10 protein-coding genes are annotated in these 12,380 nt (G+C 63.4%); 5 read left to right on the top strand and 5 right to left on the bottom strand.

Going from position 1 to position 12,380, the window contains the following annotated elements:
* Window positions 1–57 precede the first annotated feature (57 nt).
* The 4 genes from acnD to BMY68_RS01815 form a co-directional block, all read right to left on the bottom strand.
* The gene (gene acnD / locus BMY68_RS01830) at window positions 58–2,652 is read right to left on the bottom strand and encodes a Fe/S-dependent 2-methylisocitrate dehydratase AcnD (protein WP_085530263.1); all 2,595 of its coding nucleotides are present in this window, start codon (window positions 2,650–2,652) and stop codon (window positions 58–60) included.
* A gap of 188 nt (window positions 2,653–2,840) precedes the next feature.
* On the bottom strand, window positions 2,841–3,968 hold the full coding sequence (gene prpC / locus BMY68_RS01825; protein ID WP_009042913.1) for a bifunctional 2-methylcitrate synthase/citrate synthase: 1,128 nt from the start codon (window positions 3,966–3,968) through the stop codon (window positions 2,841–2,843).
* A 196-nt stretch (window positions 3,969–4,164) separates the two neighbouring features.
* On the bottom strand, window positions 4,165–5,061 hold the full coding sequence (prpB, locus tag BMY68_RS01820) for a methylisocitrate lyase (RefSeq protein WP_085530262.1): 897 nt from the start codon (window positions 5,059–5,061) through the stop codon (window positions 4,165–4,167).
* A gap of 11 nt (window positions 5,062–5,072) precedes the next feature.
* Complete coding sequence (locus tag BMY68_RS01815) at window positions 5,073–5,768, bottom strand: GntR family transcriptional regulator (protein WP_009042911.1); 696 nt, start codon at window positions 5,766–5,768, stop codon at window positions 5,073–5,075.
* Between the two features lie 269 nt (window positions 5,769–6,037).
* On the opposite strand from BMY68_RS01815, the gene BMY68_RS01810 reads away from it, so the two are divergent.
* The 4 genes from BMY68_RS01810 to pabB all read left to right on the top strand — a co-directional run bounded on the left by BMY68_RS01810 (window position 6,038) and on the right by pabB (window position 10,691).
* Window positions 6,038–6,580, top strand: coding sequence for a retropepsin-like aspartic peptidase RloA (locus tag BMY68_RS01810; protein ID WP_007930640.1), 543 nt, complete (start codon window positions 6,038–6,040; stop codon window positions 6,578–6,580).
* 5 nt (window positions 6,581–6,585) lie between these two features.
* Window positions 6,586–8,118 (top strand): osmotic stress tolerance membrane protein RloB, encoded by a 1,533-nt coding sequence (locus tag BMY68_RS01805; protein ID WP_009042909.1) that lies wholly within the window; start codon window positions 6,586–6,588, stop codon window positions 8,116–8,118.
* Window positions 8,118–9,104 (top strand): alpha-L-glutamate ligase-like protein, encoded by a 987-nt coding sequence (locus BMY68_RS01800; protein WP_009042908.1) that lies wholly within the window; start codon window positions 8,118–8,120, stop codon window positions 9,102–9,104. Before BMY68_RS01805 ends, BMY68_RS01800 begins: the two co-directional genes overlap by 1 nt.
* Before the next feature lie 243 nt (window positions 9,105–9,347).
* Window positions 9,348–10,691 (top strand): aminodeoxychorismate synthase component I, encoded by a 1,344-nt coding sequence (gene pabB / locus BMY68_RS01795; RefSeq protein ID WP_085530261.1) that lies wholly within the window; start codon window positions 9,348–9,350, stop codon window positions 10,689–10,691.
* A 120-nt stretch (window positions 10,692–10,811) separates the two neighbouring features.
* On the opposite strand, the gene thrH is transcribed toward pabB, so the two are convergent.
* Window positions 10,812–11,429, bottom strand: coding sequence for a bifunctional phosphoserine phosphatase/homoserine phosphotransferase ThrH (thrH, locus tag BMY68_RS01790; RefSeq protein WP_009047891.1), 618 nt, complete (start codon window positions 11,427–11,429; stop codon window positions 10,812–10,814).
* A 169-nt stretch (window positions 11,430–11,598) separates the two neighbouring features.
* On the opposite strand from thrH, the gene BMY68_RS01785 reads away from it, so the two are divergent.
* Window positions 11,599–12,333 carry a phosphoadenylyl-sulfate reductase gene (locus BMY68_RS01785; RefSeq protein WP_007930635.1) on the top strand — a complete coding sequence of 245 codons (735 nt, stop codon included), beginning with the start codon at window positions 11,599–11,601 and terminating at the stop codon, window positions 12,331–12,333.
* The last annotated feature ends 47 nt before the right edge of the window (window positions 12,334–12,380 follow it).

Below are 12,380 nucleotides of genomic sequence, written 5' to 3'. Positions count from 1 at the left end.
TTTCGGTCCTGATAAAGACCGAGGGCGGCGCCTTGCGGCCCGCCCCCGGTACGTCACTTAACTGGCCACAGCCGATTCGAGGAAGTCCTGGGCAAAGCGCTGCAACACGCCGCCCGCTTCGTAGATCGACACCTCTTCGGCGGTGTCGAGACGGCAGGTCACCGGCACCTCGACCCGCTCGCCGTTCTTGCGCTGGATCACCAGGGTCAGCGTGGCGCGCGGCTTGCGCTCGCCCACCACATCGAAGGTTTCGGTGCCGTCGATGCCCAGGGTCTTGCGGTCGGTGCCCGGCTTGAACTCCAGCGGCAGCACGCCCATGCCCACCAGGTTGGTGCGATGGATGCGCTCGAAGCCTTCGGCGGCGATGGCTTCCACCCCGGCCAGGCGCACGCCCTTGGCCGCCCAGTCACGGGACGAACCCTGGCCGTAGTCGGCGCCGGCGATGATGATCAGCGGCTGCTTACGCTGCATATAGGTTTCGATGGCTTCCCACATACGGGTGACCTGGCCTTCCGGCTCGATCCGCGCCAGCGAACCCTGCTTGACCTTGCCGCCTTCCTGGACCATTTCGTTGAACAGTTTCGGGTTGGCGAAGGTCGCGCGCTGCGCGGTCAGGTGGTCGCCGCGGTGGGTCGCGTAAGAGTTGAAGTCCTCTTCCGGCAGGCCCATTTTCGCCAGGTACTCGCCCGCCGCGCTGTCGAGCATGATGGCATTGGACGGCGACAGGTGATCGGTGGTGATGTTGTCCGGCAGCACCGCCAGCGGGCGCATGCCGGTCAGACTGCGCGCCCCGGCCAGGGCGCCTTCCCAGTACGGCGGACGGCGGATGTAGGTGCTCATCTCACGCCAGTCGTACAACGGCTCGACCTTGGGCCCGGTATCTTCGTGAATGGCGAACATCGGGATGTACACCTTGCGGAACTGCTCCGGTTTCACCGAAGCCTTGACCACCGCGTCGATCTCTTCGTCGCTCGGCCAGATGTCCTTGAGGCGGATTTCCTTGCCGTTGGCGTCCAGGCCCAGCACGTCCTTCTCGATGTCGAAACGGATGGTCCCGGCAATCGCATAAGCCACCACCAGCGGCGGCGATGCGAGGAACGCCTGCTTGGCGTATGGATGGATGCGCCCGTCGAAGTTGCGGTTGCCCGAAAGCACCGCGGTGGCATACAGGTCGCGGTCGATGATCTCTTTCTGGATCACCGGGTCCAGCGCGCCGGACATGCCGTTGCAGGTGGTGCAGGCAAAGGCCACGACGCCAAAGCCCAGTTGCTCCAGCTCGCTGGTCAGGCCGGCTTCGTCCAGGTACATGGCGACGGTCTTGGAACCCGGCGCCAGCGACGACTTGACCCAGGGTTTGCGGGTCAGGCCGAGCTTGTTGGCGTTGCGCGCCAGCAGGCCGGCGGCGATCACGTTGCGCGGGTTGCTGGTATTGGTGCAGCTGGTGATGGCCGCGATGATCACCGCGCCATCGGGCATTTGCCCCGGCACTTCTTCCCACTGGCCGGCGATGCCCTTGGCCGCCAGGTCGCTGGTCGCCACCCGGGCGTGGGGGTTGCTCGGGCCCGCCATGTTGCGCACCACCGAGGACAGGTCGAACTGCAAGCCGCGCTCGTACTGGGCATTTTTCAGGCTGTCGGCCCACAGGCCGGCCTGCTTGGCATAGGTCTCGACCAGCTGCACTTGCTCGTCTTCACGACCGGTGAGCTTGAGGTAGTCGATGGTCTGCTGGTCGATGTAGAACATCGCCGCGGTGGCGCCGTATTCCGGGGCCATGTTGGAGATGGTCGCGCGGTCGCCCAGGGTCAGCGCCGCGGCGCCCTCACCGAAGAACTCCAGGTAGGCACCCACCACCTTCTGCTTGCGCAGGAATTCGGTCAGCGCCAGCACCATATCGGTGGCGGTGATGCCCGGTTGCAGCTTGCCGGTCAGCTCGACGCCAACGATTTCCGGCAGGCGCATCCAGGACGCCCGGCCGAGCATCACGCTTTCGGCTTCCAGGCCGCCAACGCCGATGGCGATCACGCCCAGGGCATCCACGTGCGGGGTGTGGCTGTCGGTGCCGACGCAGGTATCGGGGAAGGCCACGCCATCGCGCGCCTGGATCACCGGGGACATTTTCTCCAGGTTGATCTGGTGCATGATGCCGTTGCCCGGCGGGATCACGTCGACGTTCTTGAAGGCCTTCTTGGTCCAGTTGATGAAGTGGAAACGGTCTTCGTTGCGCCGGTCTTCCACGGCGCGGTTCTTGGCGAACGCATCCGGGTCGAAGCCACCGCACTCCACCGCCAGCGAGTGGTCGACGATCAACTGGGTCGGCACCACCGGGTTGACCTGGGCCGGGTCGCCACCTTGGTCGGCGATGGCATCGCGCAGGCCGGCCAGGTCCACCAGGGCGGTCTGGCCAAGAATGTCGTGGCACACCACGCGGGCCGGAAACCACGGGAAGTCGAGGTCGCGCTTGCGCTCGATCAGTTGCTTCAGGGAAGCGCTCAGGGTCGCCGGATCGCAGCGCCGCACCAGGTTTTCCGCGAGCACGCGCGAGGTGTACGGCAGGCTGTCGTAGGCGCCCGCCTGGATGGCCTCGACAGCCGCGCGGGTGTCGAAGTAGTCCAGGCGGGTACCGGGTAACGGTTTACGAAATTCAGTGTTCATCGTCAGGACTCGGTCACGGTGATTGCAAAAGGTGGGGCTGGCACCGGCACTGAACCGCCCTCTGTAGGAGCGAAGCTTGCTCGCGAAGACGGAATGACATTCAACATCTATGTCGACCGTTACACCGCTATCGCGAGCAAGCTCGCTCCTACAGGGCTTTGGGTTCAGCCGGTGACGGCAGCCACCATTCAGCGACGTTCGATTGGCACGAACTTGCGCTGTTCAACGCCGACGTACTCGGCGCTTGGACGGATGATGCGGTTGTTGGCGCGCTGTTCGAACACGTGGGCGGCCCAGCCGGTCAGGCGCGAGCAGACGAAGATCGGAGTGAACAGCTTGGTCGGGATGCCCATGAAGTGGTACGCCGAGGCATGGTAGAAGTCGGCGTTGGGAAACAGCTTCTTCTGCTCCCACATGGTCTTGTCGATGGCTTCGGAAACCGGGAACAGCACCTTGTCGCCCACCTCGACGGCGAGCTTTTTCGACCAGCCCTTGATCACCTCGTTGCGCGGGTCGTTGTCTTTGTAGATCGCGTGGCCGAAGCCCATGATCTTGTCCTTGCGCTCGAGCATGCCCAGGGTGCCCTTGATCGCCTCTTCCGGCGAAGCAAAGCGCTCGATCATCTCCATCGCCGCCTCGTTGGCGCCGCCGTGCAGCGGGCCGCGCAGCGAACCGATGGCCGCGGTGACACAGGAGTACAAGTCCGACAGGGTCGAGGCACAGACCCGGGCAGTGAAGGTCGAGGCGTTAAATTCGTGCTCGGCGTAGAGGATCAGCGACACGTTCATCACCTTGGTGTGCAGCTCGCTCGGTTTCTTGCCGTGCAGCAGGTGCAGGAAGTGGCTGCCGATGCACGGCTCGTCGGTCACGCAATCGATGCGTTTACCGTCGTGGCTGAAGCGGTACCAGTAACACATGATCGCCGGGAACGCGGCCAGCAGGCGGTCGGTGACGTCACGTTGCCGGGAGAAGTCCTGTTCCGGCTCGATATTGCCGAGGAACGAGCAACCGGTGCGCATCACATCCATCGGATGGGCGTCGGCCGGGATGCGCTCCAGCACTTCTTTCAGTGCCTGCGGCAGGTCGCGCAGCTTGCTCAGCTTCTGGGTGTAGGCGTCCAGTTGCGCCTGGGTCGGCAGCTCGCCGTACAGCAGCAGGTAGGCCACTTCCTCGAACTGCGCGTCGGCCGCCAGTTCGCGTACGTCGTAACCCCGGTAGGTCAGCCCGGCACCGGCCTGGCCCACGGTCGACAAGGCAGTCTGTCCGGCCACCTGGCCACGCAGGCCAGCGCCACTCAATACTTTTGCTTCGGCCATTGCTCTCTCCAATCTTGAATTTGTTAGGGAATCGGCAAATCGTCAAAACCAATACTGCTTTCTGTAGCCGCTGCCGCAGGCTGCGACAGGACCGAAGGTCCTCCTGCGTCGAGAGGAGCGCCGCGGCCGTGCCGGCCGATCGCAGCCTTCGGCAGCGGCTACAGGTTTTGCCTCAGTAGTCGAGCCGTGCTCGGCATCAACCCTTCTTCTGGGCGAACAGCGCATCGAGCTTCTGCTCGAAGGTGTGGTAGTCGATGCGGTCGTACAGCTCCATGCGGGTCTGCATGGTGTCGATCACGTTCTGCTGGGTACCGTCGCGACGGATCGCGGTGTAGACGTTTTCCGCCGCCTTGTTCATGGCGCGGAATGCCGACAGCGGGTACAGCACCAGGGAAACATCCACGGATTTCAGTTGCTCGGTGGTGTACAGCGGCGTGGCGCCGAACTCGGTGATGTTGGCCAGGATCGGCGCTTTCACCCGGCTGGCGAAGATCTTGTACATCTCCAGCTCAGTGATGGCTTCCGGGAACACCATGTCGGCGCCGGCTTCGATGCAGGCGGCGGCGCGATCCAGGGCCGACTCCAGCCCCTCCACCGCCAGGGCGTCGGTGCGGGCCATGATCATGAAGCTGTCGTCGGTGCGGGCATCCACCGCGGCCTTGATGCGGTCGACCATTTCCTGCTGGGAAACGATCTCCTTGTTCGGCCGGTGGCCGCAGCGCTTGGCGCCGACCTGGTCCTCGATATGAATCGCCGCCGCGCCGAACTTGATCATCGACTTGACGGTGCGCGCCACGTTGAACGCCGACGAACCGAAACCGGTGTCCACGTCCACCAGCAGCGGCAGGTCGCAGACGTCGGTGATGCGGCGCACGTCGGTCAGCACGTCGTCCAGCCCGGTGATGCCCAGGTCCGGCACGCCGAGGGAGCCGGCCGCCACCCCGCCACCGGACAGGTAGATCGCCTTGAACCCGGCGCGCTTGGCCAACAGCGCATGGTTGGCATTGATGGCGCCGACCACCTGCAACGGTCGTTCGCTGGCGACCGCATCGCGAAAGCGCTGGCCTGGAGTGCTCTTGTTGTTGGAACTCATGACTCACCTCTCTAGGGCGCGCACTCTGGAAAGTGACGGGCAATGTTGCGTTTGGAAGCGCCGATGTGACGGCGCATCAACAACTCGGCCAGTTCGCCGTCGCGATCGGCAATGGCATCGAGAATCCGGTGGTGCTCGGCGAACGCCTGGTGCGGGCGATTGGGCGTGGCGGAAAACTGGATGCGGTACATGCGCACCAGTTGGTACAGCTCGCCGCAGAGCATCTGCGTGAGGGTGCGGTTGCCCGCGCCCTGGATGATCCGGTAATGAAAGTCGAAATCGCCTTCCTGCTGGTAGTAGCCGAGCCCGGCCTGGAACGCCGCGTCGCGCTCATGGGTATCGAGGACCCGGCGCAGCTCGTCGATTTCCTCGTTGGTCATGCGCTCGGCGGCCAGGCGGCAGGCCATGCCTTCCAGGGATTCACGGATTTCATAGAGTTCGATCAGCTCGGCATGGCTCAGGGATACCACCCGCGCCCCGACATGGGGCACCCGTACCAGCAGGCGCTGGCCTTCCAGGCGGTGGATCGCCTCGCGCAGCGGGCCACGGCTGATGCCGTAGGTGCGCGCCAGTTCCGGCTCGGAAATCTTGCTGCCCGGGGCGATCTCGCCCTTGACGATGGCCGCCTGAATGCGCCTGAAGACGTTTTCGGACAAGGTTTCCGAATCGTCCTGGGTCACGGCGGGGGGATCGAGCTGATCCAGCATATTGTCGACACCTTTAAAATCAATGCGACAAAAACTAGCCAATACAACCGATGCAGTCAAAGGAAAAATAGATATTGTCGACAATCGTCTAATAACCCTTTGCACCAAACCGGCACAAAAGCACCCGCCCCGCCGCTGGCGCCATAAAACCAGCATGCTAGAATGCCGCCCGCATTTGCCTGTCACATTAATAAGGCAGCACACGAGGGAGCTTGCGCAGCAATGCCAGTCGCCTTGAACTGAAGAACCCATGCAACGCACCAGGATCTATGAGACTCAAGGCCTTCTCCATACTGTTCTGCCTGCTCGGCCTGCCGGGCCTGAGTGCCGCCGCCGGCAAGACCGTTTACGGTCTGAATGAATACGCCAGACTGTCCGGGATCGACCTGGAAGTCGCCGCCAAGCTCGACACCGGCGCCAAGACCGCCTCCCTCAGCGCCCGCGATATCAAGCGTTTCAAGCGCAATGGCGAGTCCTGGGTACGCTTCTACCTGGCCATCGACGCCGCCCATTCCCACCCCATCGAACGTCCGTTGGCCCGCGTCAGCAAGATCAAGCGCCGCGCCGGCGACTACGACCCCGATGAGGAAAACAACAAGAAGTACACCGCGCGCCCGGTCATCGAGCTGGATATCTGCATGGGCGGTGCCCTGCGCAGCATAGAAGTGAACTTGACCGACCGCAGTGCATTCCAATACCCGCTCTTGATCGGTTCCGAAGCGCTCAAGCGCTTCGATGCACTGGTCGACCCCAGTCTTAAATACGCTGCTGGCAAACCTGCCTGCGCCACCGACGCTCATACCGCAGAGTAATTCCAATGCGCTCTCTTACCCTCCATCTGAAAATCCTGATCGCCATCCTGGTGGTGCTGGGCATTTCGATCACGGCCTATCAGATTTTCGTGCTCGGCATCCCGGTGACCGAAGACGCCACCGACGACCTGTGGAACATCGACGCCAAGGTCGAGTTCGTCGCCAACGCCAAGGACCCGATCAAGATCCAGATGTTCGTGCCGCCCCTGAGCCGCGACTATGTCAGCCTGAACGAGAGCTTCATCTCCAATAACTACGGGGTGGCGGTGAACCGCGTCGATGGCAACCGCAAGGTGACCTGGTCGGCCCGCCGCGCCAAGGGCAACCAGACCCTCTACTACCGCCTGGTGCTGACCAAGCGCTACACCGCGGAAAAAGCCAAGATCAAGGGCCCGACCTTCCGCGACAGCATCGCCGTCGAAGGCCCGGAAAAGATCGCCGCCGAAGCCCTGCTCGCGCCGATCCGCCAGCATTCGGCCGACGTCGAGACCTTCATCAGCGAAGCCATCAAGCGGGTCAACAACACCAACGACGATAACGCCAAGATGCTCCTGGCGGGCGATCCGTCGCCGGCGCACAAGGCCAAGATCGTCGACCTGCTGCTGTCCATCGCCCACGTGCCGATGGAAAAGGTCCACACCATCCGCCTGGTGGCCGACCAGCCGCAGGCCCCGGAACTGTGGCTGCGCAGCTTCAACGGTACCGACTGGCTGTACTTCAACCCGGAAACCGGCGAACAGGGCCTGCCCAGCGACCGCCTGCTGTGGTGGATCGGTGACGACAACCTGATCACCGTCGATGGCGGCAAGAAAGCCACCGTCACCTTCAGCCTGAACAACAGCGAAATGAACGCCATTCGCCTGGCCAAGCTGACCGACGAGAACACCGACGCCAACTTCCTCGAATACTCGCTGTACGGCCTGCCGCTGCAGACCCAGCAGACCTTCATGATCATGGTGATGATCCCGATCGGCGTGCTGGTGATCCTGGTGCTGCGTAACCTGATCGGCCTGCAGACCCTGGGTACCTTCACCCCGGTGCTGATCGCCCTGGCCTTCCGCGAAACCCAGCTGGGCTTCGGTATCGTGCTGTTCACGGTGATCACCGCGCTCGGGCTGTCGCTCAGGTCCTACCTGGAACACCTGAAGCTGCAGATGCTGCCGAGGCTGTCGGTGGTGCTGACCTTCGTCGTGGTGCTGATCGCCGCCATCAGCCTGTTCAGCCACAAGCTCGGCCTGGAACGCGGCCTGTCGGTGGCCCTGTTCCCGATGGTGATCCTGACCATGACCATCGAACGCCTGTCGATCACCTGGGAAGAACGAGGCGCCGGCCATGCGATGAAAGTCGCCATCGGCACGCTGTTCGCCGCCTCCCTGGCGCACCTGATCATGAGCGTGCCGGAGCTGGTCTACTTCGTCTTCACCTTCCCGGCGATGCTGCTGATCCTGGTGGGCTTCATGCTGGCGATGGGTCGCTACCGCGGCTACCGCCTGACCGAGCTGATCCGTTTCAAAGCCTTCGTCAAGGCTGATTCGTAATGTTCGGCCTGTGGAAGACCTGGAAGGCCCTGGAAGCCCGGGGCATCATGGGGATCAATCGGCGTAACGCGGACTACGTGCTCAAGTACAACAAGCGCAGCCTGTACCCGATCGTCGACGACAAGATCATTACCAAGGAACGCGCGATCGAGGCCGGCATCCATGTGCCGGAACTGTACGGCGTGATTTCCACCGAGAAGGAAATCGACAAGCTCGACGAGATCATCGGCGGGCGTAACGACTTCGTGATCAAGCCGGCGCAAGGCGCCGGCGGCGACGGCATCCTGGTGATCGCCGACCGTTTCGAAGGGCGCTACCGCACGGTATCGGGCAAGATCATCAGCCATGAGGAAATCGAGCACCAGATTTCCAGCATCCTCACCGGCCTCTATTCCCTGGGCGGCCACCGTGACCGGGCGCTGATCGAATACCGGGTGACCCCGGACCAGATCTTCAAGAGCATCAGCTACGAAGGCGTGCCGGACATCCGCATCATCGTGCTCATGGGTTACCCGGTGATGGCCATGCTGCGTCTGCCGACCCGCCAGTCCGGCGGTAAGGCCAACCTGCACCAGGGCGCCATCGGCGTCGGCGTCGACCTGGCCACCGGCCTGACCCTGCGCGGCACCTGGCTGAACAACATCATCACCAAGCACCCGGACACCACCAACGCGGTGGACGGCGTGCAACTGCCCTACTGGGACGGCTTCATGAAGCTGGCGGCCGGCTGTTACGAGCTGTGCGGCCTGGGCTACATCGGGGTGGACATGGTGCTGGACCAGGAAAAGGGCCCGCTGATCCTCGAGCTCAACGCCCGTCCCGGCCTGAACATCCAGATCGCCAACGACTGCGGCCTGACCCAGCGCACCCACGCGGTCGAAGCACACCTGGCAGAACTGAAAGCCCGCGGCATCAGCGAAACCGTCGAGCAGCGCGTGCAGTTTGCCCAGGACCTGTTCGGCCATATCCCGGCGGTGGAAGGCTGAACCACAGCAACGGAAAACCCTGTAGCCGCTGCCGCAGGCTGCGCCCGACCGCGAAGCGGGCGCCGCTTTCGACATCACCGAGGACCTTCGGTCCTTTCGCAGCCTTCGGCAGCGGCTACAGGGTATGCGGCGAGGCGGGCAATGCGTCGTAAACCGGGCAATCCCCGCCATCCCCACTAGGAGCAAATCCCTGAGGGGACTACAATCGCCAGCCGCGCTCCTCCGATGGCTGATCCGCCCCGCATGTCGACCTGTTCCGTACACCCGCTGCCCTATCGCACCAACCCCGCCGAGTATTTCGCGGCGATCCGCCATGCCCCTGGCGCCGTCCTGCTCGACAGCGGCCGGCCCAGTGCCGAGCGCGGCCGCTACGACCTGCTCAGCGCCTGGCCACGGGCCCAGTTGGCCGTCCTCAAGGACGAAAGCGGCGAAGATTTCCTGCAACGCCTGCGGCTCAACCTGGACCAATTGGGTCAGGCGGCGATCCCGGCGCCTTACCAGTTGCCTTTCGCCGGCGGGCTGATCGGCTACCTGAGCTACGACTTCGGACGCCATCTGGAACGCCTGCCCAGCCAGGCCCTGGATGACCTGCAACTGCCCGATGCGCGCTTCGGCCTCTACGACTGGGCGCTGATCAGCGACCATCAGCAGCGCACCAGCCAACTGGTGTTCCACCCCGCCCTCGCCGCCACCGAACGCCAGCGCCTGATCGACCTGTTCGGCCAGGCGCCGGCCGGCGCCCACGACAGCTTCAAGCTCAGCGGGCCGATGCTGCCTGACCTCAGCACCGCGCAGTATCAACAGGCGTTCGAGCGCATCCAGGCGTACATCCAGGCCGGCGACTGCTATCAGGTCAACTTCGCCCAGCGCTTTCGCGCGCCCTGCGCTGGCGATCCGTGGGTTGCCTACTGCGCGCTGCGCGCGGCCTGCCCGACGCCTTTTTCCGGGTTCCAGAGCCTGTCGGAAGGTGGCGCGGTGCTGAGCCTGTCGCCGGAGCGCTTCGTGCGGATCAGTGAGCGCCAGGTGGAAACCCGGCCGATCAAGGGCACCCGCCCACGCAGCCAGGATGCTGCCGAAGACGCGGCGAACGCCGCCGAGCTGCTGGCCAGCCCCAAGGACCGCGCGGAAAACCTGATGATCGTCGACCTGCTGCGCAACGACCTGGGCCGCACCTGCCGCATCGGCTCGGTGCGGGTACCGGAGCTGTTCAGCCTGGAAAGCTACCCGAACGTGCATCACCTGGTGAGCAGCGTCACCGGCGAGCTGGCGGACGACAAGGACGCCCTGGACCTGATCGCCGGCAGCTTCCCCGGCGGCTCGATCACCGGCGCACCGAAGATCCGCGCGATGCAGATCATCGACGAGCTGGAGCCGACCCGGCGCGGGCTGTATTGCGGTTCGCTGCTGTACCTGGACGTGCGTGGCGAGATGGACAGCTCGATCGCCATCCGCAGCCTGCTGGTCAAGGATGGGCAAATCTGCTGCTGGGGCGGTGGCGGGATTGTCGCGGACTCGGACTGGCAGGCCGAGTATCAGGAGTCCATCACCAAGGTGAAGGTCCTGCTAGAGACGTTGCAGAACCTCTGATCATGCCCCTGTAGCCGCTGCCGAAGGCTGCGATAGGGCCGCAGGCCCTTCAGCGTTGGGGGAAGACGCCGCGGCCGTACCGGCCGATCGCAGCCTTCGGCAGCGGCTACAGGTACAGCGTTACAAGCTCAATTCGCGATTCGAGGCCTTGAGGAATTCCTGCTTCAGCTCGGCAAAGCTGTGCACCGCCGGGAACTGCGGAAACTCGCGAATCACGTTGTCCGGGGCATGGAACAGAATGCCGGCATCGGCCTCGCCGAGCATGCTGGTGTCGTTGTACGAGTCCCCCGCCGCGATCACCCGGTAATACAGGCTCTTGAAGGCCAGCACCGACTGGCGCTTGGGGTCTTTCTGGCGCAGCTGGTAACCGGTCACCCGGCCGCTGTCGTCGGTGACCAGGCGGTGGCACAGCAGCGTGGGAAAGCCCAGCTGGCGCATCAGCGGCTGGGAAAACTCATAGAAGGTGTCGGACAGAATCACCACCTGGAAACGCTCGCGCAACCAGTCGACGAACTCGATGGCGCCGTCCAGCGGCTTGAGGGTGGCGATCACCTCCTGAATGTCCGAGAGCTTCAGGCCGTGCTCGTCGAGAATCCGCAGGCGCTGCTTCATCAGCACGTCGTAATCGGGAATATCCCGGGTGGTCGCCTTGAGGGATTCAATCCCGGTTTTTTCGGCAAAGGCGATCCAGATTTCCGGGACCAGTACACCTTCCAGGTCGAGACAGGCAATTTCCACAGGACACTCCCATTTGTATTGGTTATTCGAGCGAGCAAAAGGACTGCCGAACTCTAGCGATTCGCCCTGGCCCACGCAACGCAAGGAGCGCGCCAGCCGGGGGCGGATTTTGTTACCATCGCCAGTATCTAGAGCGCTCAGCGCCACCGACCTGTAGGAAACCGCCCTGATGAGCCCATCGTTCAATGTCGCTGAACTCGCCGCGACCTATGCCCAAAAATCCGCCCAGGACATTCTCAAACTGGCATTCGCCGAGTTCGGCGATGACCTGTGGATCTCTTTCAGTGGTGCCGAGGATGTGGTGCTGGTGGACATGGCCTGGAAGCTGAACAAGAACGTCAAGGTGTTCAGCCTCGACACCGGACGCCTGCACCCGGAAACCTACCGCTTCATCGAGCAGGTACGCGAGCACTACAAGATCGACATCGAAGTGGTTTCGCCGGACCACGCCAAGCTCGAACCCTTCGTCAAGGAAAAAGGCCTGTTCAGCTTCTATAAGGATGGTCACGGTGAGTGCTGCGGTATCCGCAAGATCGAGCCGCTGCGCCGCAAGCTGTCCACCGTCAGCGCCTGGGCCACCGGTCAGCGCCGCGACCAGAGCCCGGGTACCCGCAGCCAGGTGGCGGTATTGGAGATCGACAGTGCCTTCTCCACCCCGGAGCGCACCCTGTACAAGTTCAATCCGCTGGCGCAGATGACCAGCGAAGAGATCTGGGGTTACATCCGCATGCTCGAACTGCCGTACAACAGCCTGCACGAGCGTGGTTTCATCAGCATCGGTTGCGAGCCTTGCACCCGCCCGGTGTTGCCGAACCAGCACGAGCGCGAAGGCCGCTGGTGGTGGGAAGAAGCCACGCAGAAGGAATGTGGCCTGCACGCTGGCAATATCATCAGCAAGGGCTAAAGCCCCCAATCCTCTTTCCTCGGTCTGTCGGAGTGAAGCTGGCTCGC

Origin of the sequence: Pseudomonas sp. NFACC41-3, assembly GCF_900109505.1 — a bacterium.
Lineage (GTDB): Bacteria > Pseudomonadota > Gammaproteobacteria > Pseudomonadales > Pseudomonadaceae > Aquipseudomonas > Aquipseudomonas chlororaphis.
Note: the sequence above shows the minus strand (reverse complement) of the source record. Positions and strands in the feature narration are given on the sequence as shown.